The following is a 21323-nucleotide window of genomic DNA, read 5'->3' as shown; positions in this document are numbered from 1 at the left end:
AGAAGAAATGGAATTGCCTATGAATCATTCTCACCTTTGGGCTACACTGCTGCCATCAGGTGTGTTGTTTGTTAATAAATCGATATTTAACCGTAGATCCAGGGATTGAGTCATGAAAACGTTAGGCGAATTCATCGTTGAGAAACAGCTAGACTTCTCTCACGCCACCGGCGAATTAACTGCATTACTTTCAGCAATCAAACTCGGCGCGAAGATTATTCATCGCGATATCAACAAAGCAGGTCTGGTTGATATTTTAGGTGCCAGCGGTGTTTCCAATATTCAGGGCGAAGACCAGATGAAACTGGACTTGTTTGCCAATGAAAAATTAAAAGCGGCCCTAAAAGCGCGTGGCGAAGTTGCCGGTATCGCCTCCGAAGAAGAAGATGATATTGTTATCTTTGATGGTGGCCGGGCAGAAAATGCCAAATATGTCGTTCTGATGGATCCGCTGGATGGTTCTTCAAATATCGATGTGAATGTATCCGTCGGTACTATTTTCTCCATCTATCGCCGCATTACCCCATTTGGTACTCCGATTACCGAAGCTGACTTCCTGCAACCTGGCACTAAACAAGTTGCCGCAGGTTATGTCGTCTACGGTTCTTCAACCATGCTGGTCTATACCACAGGTTACGGTGTCCATACTTTCACTTATGATCCGTCGCTGGGCGTTTTCTGTTTATCCGGCGAAAAAGTGCGTTATCCCGCAACCGGTTGCATGTATTCCATCAACGAAGGGAACTACATTAAATTCCCATTGGGTGTGAAGAAATACATCAAGTACTGCCAGGAACAAGATGAAGCCACCCAGCGCCCGTATACCTCACGCTACATTGGTTCACTGGTTGCCGACTTCCATCGTAACTTATTGAAAGGCGGTATTTATATTTACCCAAGCACCGCTAGCCACCCACAAGGGAAACTGCGTTTACTGTACGAATGCAACCCTATGGCCTTCTTGGCAGAACAAGCCGGTGGTAAGGCGACGGATGGGGTGAACCGCATTTTGGATATCGTGCCAGAGAAACTGCATCAGCGCGCACCTTTCTTTGTCGGTACCAAATCCATGGTGGAAGATGCGGAAGGTTTTATTGCCAAATTCCCGGATGAAGAAGCCAAGTAATTTGGGTAAATACAGTTAAAAAAGAGAGCAGCGGCCCCTAAGCCGCTGCTTTTTTATGCTCCAACCGCCAACTCATGATTGTGCAATTTAAACACTGCCATACTGGCTGACAATGCATTGGCTTGCTCTTCTAATGATCGCGTCGCCGCGGCGGCCTGTTCAACCAATGCGGCGTTCTGCTGGGCAACCTGATCCATTTGCGCAATAGCTACATTCACTTGCTCAATACCGCTACTTTGTTCATAACTTGCGGCTGAGATCTCACGCATCAATGCCGTTACCCGGCTAACTTCATCAGCGATCTCATGCATGGTTTTCCCTGCCGATTCGGCCATGTCTGCGCCCTCCTTCACCCGACTTTGCGACTCAACAATCAGATCTTTGATCTCTTTCGCCGACTGCGCACTGCGTTGTGCCAGATTACGTACCTCACCCGCGACCACAGCAAAACCACGCCCCTGTTCACCGGCTCTGGCGGCCTCAACCGCAGCGTTAAGTGCCAGAATATTAGTCTGAAACGCAATACCATCAATTACGGCAATAATATCGGAGATACGGCGCGAACTGGTGGTAATTGCCTGCATCTTATCAACCACATGACTCACGGCCTCACTGCCCTTATTGGCAATATCCGATACACTCATCGCCAAACGATTAGCCTGATCCGAGTTTTCAGCATTCATTTTTACGGTTGAGGTCAACTGCTCCATGCTGGCCGCAGTCTGTTCCAAAGAAGACGCCGACTCCTCTGTACGTTCAGCCAAATGACTGTTACCGGCAGCTAATTCCCGCGAGCCAATACCAATCTGCCCACCCACATCCCGTACATTACTCACTGACGCCACCAGCGATTGCTGCATCGTCTGTAACGCCTTTGCCAATCGGGCCAATTCAGTGTTGCCCTCACTATTGATACTGTGAGTTAAATCACCAGCAGCTATATATTCCAACTGATGAATTGATTGCACCAACGGCTGCAAAATAATGTATTTGAGCGCAAACCATGCCAGTACCGCAGAGATCAACGTGATCACCCCAGCAGCTACAATGATCGTCAGTTTAATTTTGGCGGCATTATTTGCATTGGCGATTTGCAATTGACCAGCATCCAGTGCATAGCTGCGAAAGGCAGTGACATCATTGTTAAAGGCTTTACTAATGTCGGTAATACTCTTTTCCAATACAGCGTAATACTCGTCAGCATACCCCGCCTTGATCGCGGTCAGCATGGGTATTACGCCCTTATCAATATAATTTTTATAACTTTTCTGGATATTTATCGCCAATCCCTGCCCGTCTCCCCGGTCAGATACCGCACTGACAAAACGTGCCATCTCTTTTTGCGATAATGCCAGTGAACCTTCAGCCTGTTTTGCCGTTTGTAACGATTCCTCAATCAGACCAATTTCTAACTGATGGATCGCCAGAGCTGCTTCAGTTCTGGCGCTTAACGTGGCATTAAAGCTATTAGATAGAGATCCCAGTTCCTCCCCCTGGATTTGATTTATGATTTGCAACGAGCGCGAACTTTCCTGAATTGAATTAATCCCGATAACACTGACAACTAATAAAATCAACGACATAAAGCTTAGCTGGGCAATAAGCCCATTCTTAATGGTAATCTTTTTTAACATCGGTTTTTTTCCGGTTATGTGCAAATGGTTAAGATTACAAAGCGTTAGCATTACAGCGGACGGTCTTATTGTTTGATTAAGTTATCGGCTATACAGATGTCAGCTTGAACTCTCACCGGAAAAACAGCTCAAAATAGATACATTTAGCGAATGACGGGATTTTATCTCACTGAAATGGCCCTCACTCAGGCAATCTCACCGCTATCTGACAGTGAAAAGGGCGGGAATTCACAAAAGAGTTGGCTATAATAGCCAGCACTCCATTTCTGGTTTGATAAAAGGAAACCGACATGAGCTTGAACCAAGTACCCGCAGGTAAAGACCTGCCAGAAGATATCTACGTAGTGATCGAAATCCCTGCGAATGCGGATCCGATCAAATATGAGATCGATAAAGAGACTGGCTCGCTGTTTGTAGACCGCTTCATGTCTACTGCCATGTTCTATCCATGTAACTACGGTTATATCAACAACACCCTGTCATTAGATGGCGACCCGGTTGATGTGCTAGTGCCAACACCGTATCCGTTGCAACCAGGTTCCGTGATTCGTTGCCGTCCGGTTGGCGTGTTAAAAATGACTGACGAAGCGGGCGAAGATGCCAAGCTGGTTGCGGTTCCACACAGCAAACTGACCAAAGAATACGACCACGTTAAAGATGTAAATGATCTGCCAGAACTGCTGAAAGCGCAGATCAAACATTTCTTTGAACATTACAAAGACTTGGAAACAGGCAAGTGGGTGAAAGTGGATGGTTGGGAAGACGCCGCCGCAGCTAAAGCCGAGATCCTGGCCTCTTTCGAACGTGCGAAGAAGTAATTTCCCGTTTCGCATGCCAAAAAGCGCCTCTTGAGGATGCTTTAAGCGCGAAAAGTAAAAACACCGCCTTGTGAGCGGTGTTTTTTTTTGCTAATAACAGCTTAATTTTACGGCTTGTCGCTCTCTTCATGGCGTTTTAGCCAATCGCCACTGTAGATACGTGGCACACCTTCGAGCGGTAAGCGATAAAGGTATATCCACGCGCTACCATAAGGCGTCTGAATCAGCTCGCGCCGGTAATCCTTAGTATTACTTTTAAGTTCATCTAACTCATTCATAATAGATGAGTTAATCCGATAAACCTCACAATGCACAGTGCCGTCTCCGGGGATAACCGCCGGATAATGACCTAAGTTGTACATATCAAAGCCTGCAAGGTCATGTTCACCCAACCACTGGGCGTCCGTCATCCAATGACTATTACCTTGCTTGCGCCGTAAACTACCGTAGACAATAATTCGCATGGTTAGAACTCAAACTGATAAAGCACATCTAATGCCTGATCAATACCAGACACCGCTTCCAGATACAACCTTGGCATCAATCGATAACGTAATGTTAACGTCGCCAGCGAGTCAAATATACCCACACCGTATTTTACTTGCAGATCTTTAGTGACATAACCACTTACCACGACTTGTGAGCTATCACCGACTCCCTGCGTATCCAGTGCCAGGTTACTGACACCAAATGCCTCGCCGATTTTACCCACAAGTTTACCGCTCTGCGCAACCCCCATGCCAATAAGCATTGAGGTCATCATGCCACTGTCGGCCCCCGAATTACTCAACCCCTGACCACGCAACAGGTATGATAACGCCTCCTGCTGTGACATAGCCGGATCCGAGAATACTTCTAGCCGTGGAGCATCAGCCATCCCGGTAACCCGCACACCAGCAGTAACACCGTCTGCCGTAGCATCTGGATTTCGTATCGCTTCAATATTGAGTAGCGGCTGATCCGGCGGGCCGGAGAACAGCAATATCCCTTTATTGACGATTAAATCCTGACCATAAGCACGGAAGCTACCCGACGGAATATTAATTTGCCCGTTCAAGCCCAACCCGCGCTGATCCTGGATCATTTTCAAATTACCTTGCAAACGGGCTTTCAAACCAAATGCATTCAGACGCACATCATTACCTACCCGAATCACCAGATTACTGTTGATTGGAATACTGGCCGTCCGTGGGGAGATAGGTTTCAGATCGTTATTGAGCATCACCTCATCTGATGAGACACCCACCGCATTTTCCGGCACTTCCTGCACCGTTATCCGCGCCCATGGAATATCGACCGAACCATTGAGGGTGAATAACTGCGGTGTCGCTTCAAAAACAATGTCCGGTGAAACATCAATCCGCACCATCGGTGGAACCGTGACCCGTAACTTATTGCCTTTTGCGGCGATTCGGGCACGCCAGGCATTGATATCACGCCAATCGGCATCACCGGAGAGATTGAGCTGCCCTTGAGAAGTCCGAATTAACCCCTCCAACGTTGAGGTCATACCGTCGAAGTTCATCACCAGACGCCCTTCGGTAATATCAAATGGCATCCAGCTACCATCAACATCGACATTATCCAGCGCCAAACGACCAAAGACTAGCGGGCTCTTCGCATTCCCCCCTAAACGCAGATTGGCGTTTAATGTACCAGCGGCTTTTTCACCATCACTCAGTATCGGGTTAATCATTGCCAAAGAAATATTACTGATAGCAATATTACCGGACAAATTGCGCCGCCCTTGTGGATCAGCAACCTGTACCTGCCCGGAGAACTGGCCGTTATTCACCAGTTTAATCAACCAATCAGCCCGCACTTGCCCATTGGTTAGGCCACCATTGAGATTCAGCGTTTCAAAAGCAATCGGTAGCGGGTTCCCTTGCACCATTTGCTGCACTTTAACCCCATTGCCACTGAGCGATACCCGTACATCTGGCAGGTTACCACCGGCCGTCCAACTGACATCGGCCCGGCCAGTGAACACGCCACTCATGGTGGTATCCGGCCCAAGGAATGGTTTTATCATCGCTAAATCAAAGCGATTAAGCACCACACTCGCCTGCCCACTAGGGCCAGCTTCAATGGCCCGAGGAACACAAAGTTCTGCATTTGGGTTAAGCCAACAGTGGGGTCCGATGGTGACCCGCTGTTGGCTATTTTGGTAATCCAATGCCATCGCACGGCTTAAACGCCATTCACCTACCGGCGTATCGAAACGCGTGTTATTAAGCGAACCGCGCCAACGTTGTTGTTGGCGATCGAAGCTCCCATCCAGCGCCAACTGACCGGAAACGGGTTCCCCTTGTATATTCAGGCGCACCTGATGCTGTTTTTCGCTACCCCGGGCATCTAGCGTCAATAAACTTACAACCAACTCCGCTTGCTTGAGTTGCTCAACCCTAACGGCCAATTGACCCTGAATCTGATCCGTGGAGCGAACGTCGCCATCAATCTTAACCCGGTTAATGGTCAGTTCCTGCCATTGCAGGCGGCTGGCGGTGAGGTCCACTAACAGTTGTGGTGCTGTAAGGTTGCCGCGCAATTTCAGCGCCCCTTTCATCACGCCTCCCAATCCCGGTAACGCACCATCAAGTTGTGGCGCATCCACAGTGGCATCGAGCTGCCAGGTGTCACTAAGGTTACCTCTCACATCTAGCCTATTACGGCCCAATGCCAGATTAATGCCCGGAATATGCCACTGGCCTGCCGCATTCCCTGTCAGGGAGCCACGGGCCGTCACACGGTTTTGTTTCACATTCCCGTCCAGTACCAGCTCCGGTACTTGTAATTGCCAACTACCACCGTGGATACTGCCACGGGTGACAATTCTACCATCCAGTTTTGCTGGCCACTCCGGCCACTGCTTCGCAGTGTTAATACCCGATAAGGTTAATACCGAGTTCCAACTGATTGCTTTACTCCAATCCACTACGCCAGTCAGGTCAGTGTTACCTTGCAATGCCGCCAGACGTAAACGGGTCAGATTGAATTGCTCAACACTCCCTTTACCGTCAAGAGTGAACACTGCCGGTGGCAGGTCAGTGCCTTTAAAATCAGAACGGATCGAGAGTGCGTAATCTGTCGCCTGCCCATTGAGGCGCATTCGAAGATTATCAATTTGATATTGCGGTTCGCCACTCAACGGCCAACGCAGTTGCTTGCTTTGTAGAGTTAACGCCAGTGGCAAACCAGCCTGTGCCAGCGCAGTTTCTGCATCCAGTTGCGCGCTCACCGGGCCTGACAGATTGAGTGCCACGTTGAGTTTTTCGCGCAGCGCACCACCGACAGTTAATTTTACTTTTTCGCCTTTCAACGGCTCAATGTTCAGCGCACTATTGATGACCATACTCACTGGCCACTTATCGGCCAGCGTGGCGTCACCCTGTGCTGACAGCCCACCCTGTGGCGATTTAATCTCCAGCTTATCCAGTGTTATTTGGTTTTGTTGCGTGCTGGCTTGCAGCAAAAGACTACTGATAAGTACGTCGGTATCACCTGTAAGCCGGAGTTGTTGCCCTGAGATCTCTTTAATCTGTAAATCCAGCGGCAAGCGGAAGTCCGGCAATTCTGGCAGTAACGGTTTAGCAAACAGCGCTTTTAACGTTTCACCTAGCGGAGCTTCCTGCTCTGATGGCGCGGCTGCCTGTTGCTCAACCGCTTCTTTTACCGCGATAGCCGTTTCAACCGCAGGTTTAGCCGCATCCGGCACCATCGCTGGCACCGTTTTTGGTAAAGCTATCAATAACCCACTGATTTTGGTCGGCATTAGTGCCAGTGCGCGCTGTTGCCAATGTGCTCCAGTGCGGAATTCATCCAGTGAAATCGCGGTGTCATCAATAGTGACTTTGACATTATTCAGCGACAGCATACGCAATGTAATGGGGTACGGAGTACTAAGTTCCCCCATCGGTTCACTACTGGCAGGAGCAGGGGCCGCAGGCGGCATGGCGTTGGTATCCACCACCACATCAATATCTTGTGCCGTCAGGGCATTAATGCACAACTCACTGCGTTTTAGACAAGAGAGCTGTAATGAAAGATGGAACTGCCCTGCTTTAACAGTGACACCCGGCATTTGATATTGAATGCCTTTTAAGGTGAGGTCACGCCACCCCCCACTGACACTGGCGATATCCAGCCCGGGAACCCAACGTGCGGCGCTGTTTATCACAAAATGTAGACCACTGGTGGTGCCTAACAAACCCGCCAAAGCCCCGACCAGCAGCAGGATAATGAGCAGAAATGCGATACTGAGTCTCTTTATCCACCTCCCTCCCTTTACCAACATCATAGTTCAGGCCCCAAACCGATATAAAATTGCACGCCACGTGCTTCGTTGTCACCAATAGGTTTGGCGATGTCTAGCTTGATCGGACCGACCGGAGAAGCCCAACGGACCCCAACCCCGGCGCCAGTTTTGAAATCGCTCTTGCGAATATCGTTAACCGCTTCACCCGAATCGACGAATACAGCCCCCCACCATCTTCCGGTAACGTTATATTGATACTCAAGCGTACCGGTTGCCAGTTTAGAGGCACCGGTTAATTTACCTTCGCTATCGCGTGGGGAAATATCACGGAATTTATAGCCACGAATACTGCGATCCCCACCGGCGAAGAAGCGCAGTGACGGCGGTACCCGGTCGAAATCATTGGTTTCAATCCAGCCTAAGTTACCCCGAACGACAAAACGGTTCTTCTCACCCAAAGTACGAATCCACACGTTTTGCGCCTGGAATATGGCGAAATCGACATCTGACCCCCATGTGGTATCAGACACATCAATAGAATAATTCTGACTATCCCCCCACACCGGCATAGCGCCGCCGCGCTGACGGGTACGGCTGATGTTCACCCCCGGATACAGCAACATGGTGGTATCGGTGACACTACCTTGAGTAAAGTGATCCAAACTCCAACGCAGGTTAACTGAACGTTTCCAACCACTGGACAGATCCCAGAAACGGGCAACGTTCAGGGTGGTGGTGTCAGATTTTGTATCATTCAGATCGGTGCGTTTGAACCCACCCTGTAGCAGGTAATACTGTTCCAGCGGGTTTTTTAACAGTGGGATTCGATAGCTGAAATCCAGCGTCTGTTCGGGCGCGGAAAGTGTAGTACTGGTGGTTAGACTATGCCCGTAGGAGTTCATCCACGGCTTACGCCAACTGGCCGTCAGACGTGGACCGACATCGGTCGCATAACCGCCCCCCAATTCAACCGTATTTTCAGTACGTGGAGTGACGACCGCATCCAGTGGCAGGACTTTGGTTTTTCTCGCGTCGCGAAAATCCGGTGAAACCACCACCGAGTTAAACCAGTTAGTCGCAGCCAGACGGCGGTTCAATTCGGCCAGTTCATCAGAGGTATAAAACTCACCTTCATGAAAGGGCACCAAATTTTGCAGAAAATCTTCACGGATTTGCGAGCCTTGGAAGGCAACTTTACCAAACCGGTAGCGCTCGCCACTGTCAAAATCAATATCCCAAAAAGCTTTGCGCAACTCAGCAGCAACGCCCAACTGGCTTTTGATCATATTGGCGTCAAAATAACCACGGCGTAACGCTAAGCCCGTCAGTGAACTTTTGAAATTATCAAAATCACCATGATTGAGGACTGAGCCAATTTTAGGGGTATCGCGGCGTACCAGTGATAGATAATCAGGATCAGTTTTCGCCCCACCTTGCAGCACAATATCAACACCAGCAATCAAAACCGGTTCACCAGGAATCACTTTGGCAATTAAAACGGAACGTGCAGGTGCCGGGCGCGGCTGCAAATCAAAGGTGATGGTGGGGTCGTAATAACCTAACGCGCGTAGCCCCTGACGAATGGCGTCATCCACCCTTGAGCGGAAACGGCCATCGGACGTCACTTCATCCGTACCAATTGTTGATAAACGCGCCCTGACGTTTCTCTCTAAATCCCCGCTAAGACCTTCGACCTGCAACCGCACATTGGCAGCGTAGGCAAGAGGTGTGGCGAGCAATACGCACAAAAAACACAAAATAGGGTATCGTGGCACGCGTACTCCTAATTAATTTTATACCTGCCATCTTCCAAATTGCAGGTGTATTGGCAACTCTCATTACTCGACCTGACCTCTGCAAGCAGCATTTAAATCTGCTCCCAGCAGATTTGTCATCCGAATCACTTACCCTATAAGCTCATCAGGGTGCTCTCCCTTGCCGCTTTACCGCATCTTGAAACCTATTGGGTATATTTTCCTGTAAAAACGATCTGACGGACTTTTTATCACTTACGCAATCATTCCGCACTTAAAGACCGATTTAAGCCTGTTATCCCTAAAACTCCACCTTAAGCCGATACATTAACGCAGAATGGCTCTTATTGTGTGCAAACTCGCAATCAGATACAACTGTCTATACCTATTCACTGTAAACATCTTGTTATTAATTTACTGTAAACTTCAAATTCACTGTAAATATTGGAGCCTATTTTGGTGCAAAATTTTGACAAAACTGCCGTCATTGATGCGGCGAATGCCTTACCCGGGCGAATCACACCAATGCCAGTCGCAACTCTCCATGTGGTGAATGGGCATTCCATGACACATATCCCTGACGGAATGGAGATCGCTATCTTCGCCATGGGCTGCTTCTGGGGTGTTGAGCGCCTGTTCTGGCAACTGCCTGGCGTCTACAGTACTGCCGCAGGTTATTGCGGTGGCTACACGCCAAACCCAACCTATCATGAAGTTTGTAGTGGCCGCACAGCCCATGCAGAAGTGGTTCGTGTTGTCTTTGATCCGGCCATCATCAGCTATAAGCAACTATTGCAGATTTTCTGGGAAAATCACGATCCCGCCCAAGGAATGCGTCAAGGCGGAGATGTCGGAACACAATATCGTTCAGCCATTTACGTTTTGACACCTGAGCAGCAAGTGCAAGCTAACGAGAGCAAAGCCTTGTTCCAGCAAGCCATGGAGCAAGCTGGTGATCGCCGGTTGATTACCAGTGAAGTGGCGGTTGCACTGCCGTTTTACTATGCCGAGGATGACCACCAGCAATATTTGCACAAAAATCCACATGGATATTGTAACCTTGGTGGTATTGGCGTGTGTATGCCGCCTGATTTGTAAGGTTGCCCACGCGCTTATCGCTGCGATTATCCCCAAATTGCGTAGAGTTGCAGGTTGGCAGCAAGGGAATGACAAATCGCTTGGAATGCGGTTTGAACAGCATTTATGCTAGCCCACAGAGGGATTTCAAGCATGGCCGGAGTAATGAACCTAGCTAACTCCGCTGCAACTTAAAGTAAGACGGGTTATACTATTCGGGCTGTTCACTCGGCCCGATGGCGGCTTTCTGCCGTTATCTTAAATTTAAACAGTATTTTTTAATTCAAACAAATGTATGGCCTTCCTTACGATCGCCGGCGCGATTGTCGGTACGACACGGACAGATTATGTTAAACAGTATTTTACTGATTCTTTTTTTAATTGCGGTGAGTGCCTTCTTCTCATTATCAGAGATTTCACTGGCAGCTTCGCGCAAAATTAAACTAAAACTTCTGGCGGATGAAGGCGATATCAACGCCTTGCGGGTACTTAAATTACAAGAGACTCCGGGGATTTTCTTCACCGTGGTCCAGATTGGCTTGAATGCCGTCGCCATTCTGGGGGGTATCGTCGGTGATGCTGCGTTTTCTCCCTCCTTTAAATTGGTGTTTGAGCGCTTCATGTCACCAGAGCTTGCCGACCAGGTGAGTTTCATTTGCTCGTTTGTTCTGGTCACCAGTTTATTTATTCTTTTTGCCGACTTAACCCCGAAACGCATCGGTATGATTTCACCTGAAGCGGTTGCCGTTCGGATCGTCAACCCGATGCGCTTCTGTCTGATGATTTGTCGCCCACTAGTTTGGTTCTTCAATGGGATGGCGAATCTAATCTTCCGACTATTCAAGCTACCAATGGTACGCAATGATGACATCACATCAGATGATATCTATGCCGTCGTGGAAGCAGGTGCATTAGCCGGGGTGTTACGTAAGCAAGAGCATGAATTGATCGAAAACGTCTTTGAACTGGAGTCACGTACTGTTCCTTCGTCGATGACGTCACGTGAAAGTGTGATTTATTTTGATCTGCGGGAAAGCGAAGACAGCATAAAAGAGAAGATTTCGACCCATCCACACTCTAAATTCTTGGTATGTGATGGTCATATCGATCAAGTTGTGGGTTATGTCGACTCTAAAGACTTGCTGAACCGGGTATTAGGTAACCAGAGTCTGGTACTGAGCAGTGGCGTGCAAATTCGCTCAGCCCTGATTGTGCCAGACACATTGACACTCTCCGAGGCACTGGAGAGCTTTAAAACCGCCGGTGAAGACTTTGCCGTTATCCTCAACGAATACGCCCTGGTGGTTGGTATCATTACCCTGAATGACGTGATGACCACGCTGATGGGGGATTTGGTCGGTCAGGGGCAGGAAGAGCAAATTGTTGCTCGTGATGAAAGTTCATGGCTGATTGAGGGCGGCACCCCGATTGAAGATGTAATGCGAGTGCTGCATATCGATGAGTTCCCGCAGTCTGGCAATTATGAAACCATCGGCGGCTTTATGATGTATATGCTGCGCAAAATTCCCAAACGCACTGATTTCGTCAAATATGCCGGCTACAAGTTTGAAGTAGTCGATATCGATAGCTACAAAATCGATCAGCTACTGGTGACTAAACTCAGTGACCTACCAGCCCCAATCCTGCCAAAAGCCCCACACGAAAGCAGTGATGCCTAGTGAAAGTTTAAATCAGTCATTATTTAAAACATTAGCGGCCCCAAAATAGGGGCCGCAATTAAATTTGTTCGGGGTGAGTTTTTTACATTTCAGCCTGCAAACGCATCACCTGCCGATTAACCTCAGACATCACCTCAAAGTGGCGTTTATCCCTAACTTTCGGGATTAAAATCTTACCTTTGTCAAACTCAAAAGCCCCCATATCTTTGATATATAACCTCCCTCGGAAAAGCGTTTTGACATACATCGCCACTTTAGCCGGATTGTAACGTTGGAAGATCCTCATTTTTTTACTTTCCTCCCATGACATCAATACGCTCCCTCTGGTGCCTTAGCGACCAAGATCACAGGTAACGTAATATAATTGCAGAGTAATAGACCTAGAGTATGGGCTTTAGTTCCGCCAAAACCAGTCATTGCTGCTGGATTTACACAAAATTACAGGGCCATATAGATAAAATGAGACTTAATTACAGAATAACCATCTAGTAAGTGTCAGAAATAAATACTGTAGCGAAACAGGACAGACCTCTGATCTGCACCTATTATTGGAAAACTGATGCCCAATAGGTTTCAAGATGCTGGCAAGCGGCAAACATAATCTGCCAACACCGCTGCAATTTGAAAGACTACGGGTAGACCTGCATGCAGGACTTAGTACCCGACATTACCCATAAGATCCCACAAGGACATGCCATGATAAAAAATAGCCTGCTGATACTGTCACTACTACTCACACCACTAATGGCCTGCGCTCACACCCTACAAATCAACCAGCGGGTACCGCCGGTGGGTGTCAGCGATAAAGGCGAATTAAATTATGATAAAGCTACTGATCAGTTTAGCTACAAAAACTGGAATAGCTCGCAACTGCCCGGCAAAGTGCGGGTCATCCAACATATTGCTGGCCGCACCTCGGCAAAAGAGCTGAATGCCCCGTTAGTGGAAGCCATTAAGCACGCTAATCTGCCACACGAACATTACCAAACGACGACAATCGTCAATACTGATGACGCCATCATCGGCACGGCAGTGTTTGTGCGTAACAGCATTGAAAGCAATAAACGCGACTTTCCCTGGTCACAATTTGTGGTCGATAGCGACGGGAATGTCAAAAAGGCCTGGGGTCTAGCGGAAAAAGGCTCGGCGATTGTGGTATTGGACCCACAAGGGAAGGTGAAATTTGCCAAAGATGGCGCATTGACACCGCAGGAAGTACAGCAGGTGATCGATCAATTGCACCAACTGGTGAAACAGTAATCTCCTCTTAAGGTTTGAAGCTACTGGGGATTCGCTGCGGGCACGCACCCGAATTATATGATTCGTTTGCGTGCCACCTCCCTGCAACGCCACCCCCTTTGGCTATGTGGTTAGAATAAAGACACTCTAAAGCCGGGGTTCAGGAAAGATTCACGTGGGGTATAAGAGAGTGGTTTACCCTGCCAATCGTGAACCAGTGCTCCGGCAGCAATGGCTACTGCATGCCCGGCGGCAGTATCCCATACATTTGTAGGCCCAAAGCGCGGGTACAGTTGCGCCTTCCCTTCCGCCACCAGACAAAACTTGAGTGACGAACCGACTGATACAGTCTGGTGTTCACCTAATTGCGACAAATAATCTTCCAGTTCAGCATCACTGTGGGAGCGACTGACTACCACTAACGGCGGTAGCGCAGCACGCACCTGAATCTGCATGCGCCTGCCACATTCCTCTTTCCACGCCTGGCCGTTTTCAGCGCTGTACATCACTTCAGTCACCGGGGTATATACCACGCCAAGCACCGGTACTCCTTGGTCAATCAACGCGATATTAACGGTAAACTCGCCATTCCGATGCAGAAACTCTTTAGTACCGTCCAGAGGATCAACCAGCCAGTAGCGCTGCCAGTGTTGACGTACCGCCCAAACCGGCGGATCTTCTTCAGATAACAGCGGGATATCGGGAGTCAGTGCCGCCAATCCGGCTTTGATAATCTGGTGAGCGGCAAGATCAGCCGCTGTCACTGGCGAATCATCTTTCTTATGGGCCACATCAAGGGGTTTATCCCCCTGATAGACCGCCATAATCGCCACGCCTGCCTCGCGGGCCAACTGGCAAATTTGCTCTAACATCATCCACCCCTTGGTATTATGAGTCATGCCGGATACTGATAATGGCTGTTTAAATCGATAGTGATTGTTTAGACCAATAGTGATTATTTAGACCAATAGTGATTGTTTAGACCAATATAGTGGCTCGCGCTACTCGTTCGCCATATATACAGTTTAGAACGCAAACGTAAAAATTAATTATCTAAGCCCAGTAGATTTCCAGATGAAGGCAACAAGTGCCACCGGCAGACCTGCAAGTGACAAGATAACGGGGATATGCCCTCAATCATCAGAGTTGCAGACTAATAAGATTCCTACCAAATAGCCATCAATGTCGGTAACTTCCAATAAAATCAGTGGGATTAACCTGCCACAACTGTGAACTTCTGCGCGTTATCCTGGGGCATTTTCTGCCAAACTTCACATTTTGTTGTAGCAATTAATTAAAGTTACATATTCTTTTGCGATACATGTCGAATAGATTTTAATGGAGAAAGCCATGATCACGCGTCCGCTGACGTTATCTCTTCTTGCCAGCCTGATTGCTGTCGCGACCTCAATGTCTGTAGCAACTGCTGCTACCGTTGATTTGCGGGTATTGGAAACCACCGACCTGCACAGCAATATGATGGATTTTGATTACTACAAAGATAAACCTACCGAAAAGTTTGGTCTGGTGCGCACTGCAAGCCTGATCAGTGCTGCCCGCCAACAAGCGACCAACAGCGTACTGGTGGATAACGGTGACCTGATCCAAGGTAGCCCGCTTGGTAACTATATGGCAGCCAAGGGATTGAAAACCGGAGAAATTCACCCAGTCTACAAAGCTATGAATACGCTGGATTATGCGGTAGGGAATATCGGTAACCATGAGTTTAACTACGGTCTGGATTATCTGAAAAAATCGCTAGCTGGCGCAAAATTCCCCTATGTGAATGCCAACGTGATTGATGTGAAAACCGGTAAGCCGCTGTTCCAGCCTTATCTGATTGTCGACACGCCAGTGCAAGATCGTGAAGGTAAAACCCATAACTTGCGCATTGGTTACATTGGTTTTGTCCCGCCACAAGTGATGATATGGGATAAAGCGAATCTGAGCGGGAAAGTGACCGTTAACGACATCACTGAAACGGCCAAGAAATGGGTGCCTGAGATGCGCAAGCAAGGTGCTGATTTGGTGGTGGCTATCCCGCACTCCGGGCTTTCCAGTGATCCTTATAAAACCATGGCGGAAAACTCAGTTTATTATCTCAGCCAGGTTGCGGGGATCGATGCCATCATGTTCGGCCACGCCCATGCCGTTTTCCCCAGTAAAGATTTTGCCGCCATCAAAGGTGCTGATATCGCTCAAGGCACTTTAAATGGTATTGCAGCAGTGATGCCGGGCCAGTGGGGTGATCATCTGGGGGTGGTCGATTTCGTCCTGAATAATGATAAAGGCCCATGGCAAGTTACTGAAGCCAAAGCTGAAGCACGCCCAATCTATGATAAAGCAGCACAAAAATCGCTGGCAACCGAAGATGCCAATCTGGTAAAAGTGCTAGCAGCAGACCATCAGGGTACTCGTGACTTCGTCAGTCAGCCGATCGGCAAAGCATCGGACAATATGTACAGCTATCTGGCACTCATCCAAGACGATCCGACAGTGCAGATTGTGAACAATGCTCAACGCGCCTATACCGAACACTTTATTCAAGGCGACCCCGATTTAGCCAATCTGCCGGTGCTCTCTGCCGCCGCCCCCTTCAAAGCCGGCGGGCGTAAAAATGATCCCGCCAGTTTTGTTGAAGTGGAAAAAGGTGAGCTGACCTTCCGTAATGCCGCCGATCTCTATCTGTACCCGAACACACTGGTGGTGGTGAAAGCCAGTGGGGCGGAAGTTAAGCAATGGTTAGAGTGCTCTGCCGCGCAATTCAATCAAATTGATGTGACCAGCAGCAAGCCACAATCGTTGATTAACTGGGATGGTTTCCGCACTTATAATTTTGATGTTATCGATGGTGTGAAATATGAAATCGATATCAGCCAACCTGCGCGCTATGACGGTGAATGCGCACTGATCAACGATAAAGCTGAACGGATTAAAAACCTGACATTTAATGGCAGACCTATCGATCCGAAAGCCACATTCCTGATTGCGACCAACAACTATCGGGCTTATAGCGGTAAATTTGCCGGTACGGGTGACAGCCATATTGCATTTGCTTCTCCTGATGAAAACCGGGCGGTACTGTCGGCTTATATCAGTGCTGAAACCAAGAAACACGGGCAAGTTACCCCACAGGCTGATAATAACTGGCGTCTGGCAACGATCGACAGCAAGCAGCCACTGGATATCCGCTTTGAAACGTCGCCAAGTGCTAAAGCCGCTGAATTTATCAAGCAAAAAGCGCAGTACCCGATGAAAGTACAAGGTACTGATGAAATTGGCTTTGCCGTTTATCAAATCGACTTACAGAACAAATAATCTCGGATAACAGCGCTTCAACGCGCTGTTATTTTTCACAAGTACCTCTTTGTGGTTATATCGCAATCTATAACATGCATTTATTATGCATGTTATAAATATTTAATTACCCAATGAGGTGTCATTATGGATTACCGCAATCAGTCTCTCGGTGCCCTGGCTATCGCTATTCCACGAGCCACAAAATTATTCCGTCACCACCAGCTCGATTTCTGCTGTGGTGGTAAACAGACACTGCTACGTGCAGCCAATAAGCTGAATCTTGATATCGATGAGCTGGAAGCACAACTGAGTGCCTTGCAATCCGAACCTCAGTCATCTGAAGATTGGCAACAGCAGCCACTGGCTAATATCATCGATTTTATTATCAGCCGCTACCATAACCGCCATCGTGAGCAGTTACCGGAATTAATTCTGATGGCGGAAAAAGTTGAACGGGTACACGGCGAGAAACCAGCCTGTCCGCGTGGACTGGCGGTTGAACTTACTGCAATTTTAGAAGAGCTAACCCAGCATATGTACAAAGAGGAACAAATTCTGTTCCCAATGATAACTCGTGGTATGGGGTCTCAGGCTGGTGGGCCAATATTTGTGATGGAAGCGGAACACGATGCTGTTGGGCAGCAGCTAGAAGTGGTAAAACAGTTAACACAAAATGTCACCCCACCAGAAGGGGCCTGCAATACCTGGCGGGCACTCTACACCGGTATCAATGAATTCATAACTGATCTAATGGAACATATTCATCTGGAAAACAATTTGCTGTTTCCGCGCGCGCTAAAAGGCGAATAATCTCGCTATTGGTCATGGCCGGCATCAATAAATGCAAAAGGGCGACATCACGCCGCCCTTTCTGGTTTCACCGCATGCAGAAATTACAGAATTTCCAGCAGTTCCACTTCAAACATCAATGCGCTGAAAGGTGGAATAGTCGCACCCGCGCCACGCTCGCCATAAGCCAGGCCGTGCGGGATGTACAACTTCCACTTAGAACCTACTGGCATCATGGATAAGGCTTCAATCCAGCCTGGAATAACACCACTGACCGGGAATTCTGCTGGCTGACCACGTTCAACTGAGCTATCAAATACCGTACCGTCAACCAGACGGCCCGTATAGTGCACACGAACACGGTCCTGGCGGGATGGGATCGGGCCATCACCTGCCTGTAACACGGAGAACTGTAAGCCAGACTCAGTGGTGGTCACATCATCACGCTTGGCATTTTCTTCTAAGAAGGTTTTGCCTTCTTCTACCAGAGCTTGCTGGCGATCAACTCGCACTTTATCAGCCTTTTCGTGCACTTCTTGTAGTGCGCGATGTATTACATCAACCGGGACGGTCGGTGCATTCCCTTCCATCGCGTCACGCAAACCTGCCAACAGTGCTTCTGGCAATAAACCTTCCAGCCCGGACTCTTGCAATTGCTGCCCGATTTGTAAACCAATTCCGTAGCTCGCTTGCGCTTCAACGCTATCAAAAGAAGGGGTCGTCATGGATTTTCCTTTAGTCACTCATCATATTGAAGTTGCCAGCATAACAGCAGCAGGGGAGCGCGGTAAAATCTTGCGTCGTGAATGATGACTTTTGTCGAAGAAAAAGAAACAATGACACCCCGCGCGTGGACCCCGTTGAATGGCTCAAGCCCGTGATTCGGGTAATTAAAAGCACCCAACAAACCGTAGTTTGGAAGGTAACGGGGATAAAGGTATATACTTAGAAGCCTATGGGGTTACCGCCCATATTTAATTTTATGTTGTTTTACGTTGTTGAAGAGAGGTTACCATGGGCAGAATCGCGCCCAGGAGAAGGAAGAATAATCGGGTTTATCAACCACTGCTGCACACCTGGCTGACGATTAGGCAGAAGATCATGCCGGATTCTAAAGCTGCCGATGAGCAAAACCTGATGTCTGAAATCAGTGCGCCTGAGCACACAGCCTCTGCGGAGAACGTTGTTACTACCGAAGATAGCGTTGCTGCAAACGTTAATGTGCCCCCTGAATCCGTGGCAACCGCCACAGCAGAAAAGGGGATCAAAGGTCTGCTGCTGAAAATCTGGCATTTGCCGGACAGTTTCGAATGGATGGAACCTTTGCCTCTGTTCCATCGCCGCTGGGTTATTGTCGCCACCGCTGTATTGCTGCTGGCACTGCTGTGGCCCGCAGCGCGGGATAACACCAACCTTTCCTTCCCAGTGAGCGCGCCGTCCAGCAGCGCGCCACTACAAGCCCAATTACAGGGCAATCTTGATGCTCCGCCACCTCCAACGGTGGCGTCTCCCGAACCCGAACCACCGACTTTGACGCAGGGAAATTGGCAAAGTTATCAAATTCAATCAGGGAAAACACTGGCACAGTTATTCCGTGATAATAACCTGCCGGTCAATGAAGTTTTTGCGATGGCACAGGTTGAGGGTAGCGATAAGCCATTGAGTAATCTGAAAGCTGGGCAAGAAATCAAAATTATGTTGGACGCTCAAGGTGTAGTCGCCGCACTGGCCATTGAAACCACCAATAATACAGAAGTGCTGTTTACCCGACAGAGCGATGGCAGTTATCGTCGTGACCGTTAATCGCCGTTATCCATAGCCACTTTTGTCCTGCCCGTTACCTTCTTTGATATTGTCACGTCGTCTCTCCCGAATTAGGTTGTTTTCTGGATGGTTAACGCCATCCACCATTGATAACCACATTCATATACCCAACAGATTTCAAGATGCAGCCAGGCGACAAGCGCATAGATCCCGATGAACGTCCCCAAGAGTCATGACTATCGCCAACACACCAGCAGCCTGAAAGATAGCGGGTAGAAATAAAGGGAGTGACTATGATATGAAATACAAATTACCTTTTTTAATGCTATTCACCTCGTTTGGTACCTTAGCTCAGTTGCATTGCCCGCCAGTGGATACAATTAAACAGATTGGTGGCGTTTACAATGCACCTGCGGCAGGTAATGAAGAATGGGTTGGCATATTACAAGGTACCCTTCCACCAAACAGTTCAGTTAAAAATTTTAGTGAAGCGCTGATCATCATTGATAGTGATAAAAACAATATCGTTGGACAGGGTGAGTTTCAAAAGTGTACCTATAACTTGCAGGCGCAAGGTAGGCAGATAGATATGTTCTACGGCAATAAAACTTGGTCAGTATCGGTCAGTGGGCAACCACTCTGGGTGTATCAACAAAATCCTTTTCTAGAAATTTACCAGTGTTCCGGTGTTGCCGCCGAAGAGTGCAAGTTTGAAATTTTAGCGGCGGGTTAAGCTTTTCGTGTTGAGCCAAACATGCAGATGACTATTTTCATCAACCACCAGATAGCAAAACGCCAGCACGAGGCTGGCGTTTTAGCAGGTTAACAGCAGCGTAACTTACGCTTCTGCAACCACGATCACGTTCAGTTTAGCGAACACGTCGCTGTGTACCTGGAAGTGAACTTCATGATCACCTGTGGTACGCAGAACGCCATTCGGCAAACGAACTTCGCTCTTGGTAACTTCAACGCCAGCCGCAGTTACTGCGTCAGCGATATCACGAGTACCGATAGAGCCGAACAGTTTGCCTTCATCGCCAGATTTAGAAGCGATGGTGACACTGCCCAGTTCGTTAATTTTGGTTGCGCGAGCTTGTGCAGCAGCCAGAACGCCAGCCAATTTGGCTTCCAATTCTGCACGGCGTGCTTCAAAGAACTCTACGTTTTTCTTCGTTGCCGGAACAGCTTTACCTTGTGGAACCAGGAAGTTACGAGCATAGCCCGCTTTAACGTTCACTTGGTCACCCAGGCTGCCCAGGTTTGCTACTTTATCAAGCAGAATAACTTGCATTACCTTATCCTCTCAAAGTCGTTAATGGACAGTGGCCGATTACTGATGACGATCAGTGTACGGCAACAAAGACAGGTAGCGTGCGCGCTTGATACAACGGGCGAGCTGACGCTGGTATTTTGCGCGAGTACCGGTAATACGGCTCGGGACAATTTTACCACTTTCAGTGATATAGTTTTTCAGCGTAGCGATATCTTTATAATCAATCTCTACAACGCCTTCCGCGGTAAAACGGCAGAACTTGCGACGACGGAAATAACGTGCCATTTGGCTAGTCTCCAGAATCTATAAATTCAATCTGCTCGGCATGCAGAACCAATTTGTTCAGCCCATTGCGACCTTGATGGCAGCTAATGAAGCCTTCAACGGTTAACTGACTGCCGACCGTTATACTGTGAGTTAATGCTTGTGACTTTTGTCCGCTGACAATAACCGGCATTCTGCACCATGTTTGTCGGCTAAATCCGGCTTCCTGCTGTGTTGATCGGTGCTCAAGCACAAATTGACAATGCGGAATACCAGAAGGACTTACTTTTCGAACCGGCGTCTTGCACACTGTGCCAGAAAGTACCAGACGATTAGTGGTCACCACGGCAA

Annotated in this window: 19 protein-coding genes; 9 read left to right on the top strand and 10 right to left on the bottom strand. The window is 48.4% G+C overall.

Translation table 11 applies throughout. The features are described from left to right. Positions 1-112: 112 nt before the first annotated feature. On the top strand, positions 113-1126 hold the full coding sequence (gene fbp / locus V1956_RS04665) for a class 1 fructose-bisphosphatase (protein ID WP_004875434.1): 1014 nt from the start codon (positions 113-115) through the stop codon (positions 1124-1126). Between the two features lie 53 nt (positions 1127-1179). On the opposite strand, the gene V1956_RS04660 is transcribed toward fbp, so the two are convergent. Further along, positions 1180-2760 (bottom strand): methyl-accepting chemotaxis protein, encoded by a 1581-nt coding sequence (locus tag V1956_RS04660; RefSeq protein ID WP_420070715.1) that lies wholly within the window; start codon positions 2758-2760, stop codon positions 1180-1182. A 290-nt stretch (positions 2761-3050) separates the two neighbouring features. Here V1956_RS04660 and ppa point away from each other — a divergent pair, with 290 nt between their 5' ends. Further along, on the top strand, positions 3051-3578 hold the full coding sequence (ppa, locus tag V1956_RS04655) for an inorganic diphosphatase (protein ID WP_083160937.1): 528 nt from the start codon (positions 3051-3053) through the stop codon (positions 3576-3578). 107 nt (positions 3579-3685) lie between these two features. Here ppa and V1956_RS04650 read toward each other — a convergent pair whose 3' ends face one another. Genes V1956_RS04650 through tamA form a run of 3 tightly spaced genes read right to left on the bottom strand, consistent with a single transcriptional unit; the run spans position 3686 to position 9608 of the window. Next, entirely contained in the window at positions 3686-4042 is a 357-nt protein-coding gene (locus tag V1956_RS04650; protein ID WP_372557835.1) for a gamma-glutamylcyclotransferase family protein, read from the bottom strand. Positions 4043-4044: 2 nt separating this feature from the next. Continuing rightward, on the bottom strand, positions 4045-7872 hold the full coding sequence (gene tamB / locus V1956_RS04645; protein ID WP_420074211.1) for an autotransporter assembly complex protein TamB: 3828 nt from the start codon (positions 7870-7872) through the stop codon (positions 4045-4047). Next, the gene (gene tamA / locus V1956_RS04640; RefSeq protein ID WP_102970484.1) at positions 7872-9608 is read right to left on the bottom strand and encodes an autotransporter assembly complex protein TamA; all 1737 of its coding nucleotides are present in this window, start codon (positions 9606-9608) and stop codon (positions 7872-7874) included. Before tamA ends, tamB begins: the two co-directional genes overlap by 1 nt. A 438-nt stretch (positions 9609-10046) precedes the next feature. On the opposite strand from tamA, the gene msrA reads away from it, so the two are divergent. Continuing rightward, positions 10047-10685, top strand: coding sequence for a peptide-methionine (S)-S-oxide reductase MsrA (msrA, locus tag V1956_RS04635; RefSeq protein ID WP_372557834.1), 639 nt, complete (start codon positions 10047-10049; stop codon positions 10683-10685). Between the two features lie 326 nt (positions 10686-11011). Further along, positions 11012-12343: a hemolysin family protein gene (locus tag V1956_RS04630; RefSeq protein WP_083160941.1), complete on the top strand. Its 1332-nt coding sequence runs from the start codon at positions 11012-11014 to the stop codon at positions 12341-12343. 82 nt (positions 12344-12425) lie between these two features. Here the strand turns inward: V1956_RS04630 and V1956_RS04625 are convergent, their stop codons facing one another. Further along, on the bottom strand, positions 12426-12629 hold the full coding sequence (locus V1956_RS04625) for a DUF1107 domain-containing protein (RefSeq protein ID WP_372559806.1): 204 nt from the start codon (positions 12627-12629) through the stop codon (positions 12426-12428). Between the two features lie 410 nt (positions 12630-13039). On the opposite strand from V1956_RS04625, the gene V1956_RS04620 reads away from it, so the two are divergent. Continuing rightward, entirely contained in the window at positions 13040-13603 is a 564-nt protein-coding gene (locus V1956_RS04620; RefSeq protein ID WP_442825781.1) for a YtfJ family protein, read from the top strand. Between the two features lie 110 nt (positions 13604-13713). On the opposite strand, the gene cysQ is transcribed toward V1956_RS04620, so the two are convergent. Next, positions 13714-14454 carry a 3'(2'),5'-bisphosphate nucleotidase CysQ gene (gene cysQ / locus V1956_RS04615; protein WP_193784743.1) on the bottom strand — a complete coding sequence of 247 codons (741 nt, stop codon included), beginning with the start codon at positions 14452-14454 and terminating at the stop codon, positions 13714-13716. Positions 14455-14920: 466 nt separating this feature from the next. On the opposite strand from cysQ, the gene V1956_RS04610 reads away from it, so the two are divergent. Beyond that, a complete protein-coding gene (locus V1956_RS04610; protein ID WP_442824847.1) occupies positions 14921-16900 on the top strand; it encodes a bifunctional 2',3'-cyclic-nucleotide 2'-phosphodiesterase/3'-nucleotidase in 1980 nt (659 codons plus the stop codon). Between the two features lie 126 nt (positions 16901-17026). Beyond that, positions 17027-17692 carry an iron-sulfur cluster repair protein YtfE gene (gene ytfE / locus V1956_RS04605; RefSeq protein ID WP_420070713.1) on the top strand — a complete coding sequence of 222 codons (666 nt, stop codon included), beginning with the start codon at positions 17027-17029 and terminating at the stop codon, positions 17690-17692. A gap of 83 nt (positions 17693-17775) precedes the next feature. On the opposite strand, the gene V1956_RS04600 is transcribed toward ytfE, so the two are convergent. Then, a complete protein-coding gene (locus V1956_RS04600; protein ID WP_372557831.1) occupies positions 17776-18396 on the bottom strand; it encodes a peptidylprolyl isomerase in 621 nt (206 codons plus the stop codon). Between the two features lie 289 nt (positions 18397-18685). Between V1956_RS04600 and V1956_RS04595 the strand changes: the two genes are divergently transcribed. Then, positions 18686-19474: a LysM-like peptidoglycan-binding domain-containing protein gene (locus tag V1956_RS04595; RefSeq protein ID WP_372557830.1), complete on the top strand. Its 789-nt coding sequence runs from the start codon at positions 18686-18688 to the stop codon at positions 19472-19474. A gap of 259 nt (positions 19475-19733) precedes the next feature. Then, positions 19734-20168: a DUF3757 domain-containing protein gene (locus V1956_RS04590; RefSeq protein ID WP_420074206.1), complete on the top strand. Its 435-nt coding sequence runs from the start codon at positions 19734-19736 to the stop codon at positions 20166-20168. 105 nt (positions 20169-20273) lie between these two features. On the opposite strand, the gene rplI is transcribed toward V1956_RS04590, so the two are convergent. From rplI to priB, 3 genes are read right to left on the bottom strand one after another with little or no spacing between them, the layout of a single operon-like run. Continuing rightward, positions 20274-20726 carry a 50S ribosomal protein L9 gene (rplI, locus tag V1956_RS04585; RefSeq protein WP_372557828.1) on the bottom strand — a complete coding sequence of 151 codons (453 nt, stop codon included), beginning with the start codon at positions 20724-20726 and terminating at the stop codon, positions 20274-20276. 39 nt (positions 20727-20765) lie between these two features. Further along, the gene (rpsR, locus tag V1956_RS04580) at positions 20766-20993 is read right to left on the bottom strand and encodes a 30S ribosomal protein S18 (protein ID WP_002210155.1); all 228 of its coding nucleotides are present in this window, start codon (positions 20991-20993) and stop codon (positions 20766-20768) included. A gap of 4 nt (positions 20994-20997) precedes the next feature. Beyond that, positions 20998-21318, bottom strand: coding sequence for a primosomal replication protein N (priB, locus tag V1956_RS04575; RefSeq protein ID WP_049613473.1), 321 nt, complete (start codon positions 21316-21318; stop codon positions 20998-21000). Positions 21319-21323: the final 5 nt, after the last annotated feature.

Origin of the sequence: Yersinia sp. 2540 StPb PI (assembly GCF_052217165.1) — a bacterium.
GTDB classification, from domain to species: Bacteria; Pseudomonadota; Gammaproteobacteria; order Enterobacterales; family Enterobacteriaceae; genus Yersinia; species Yersinia enterocolitica_E.
Note: the sequence above shows the minus strand (reverse complement) of the source record. Positions and strands in the feature narration are given on the sequence as shown.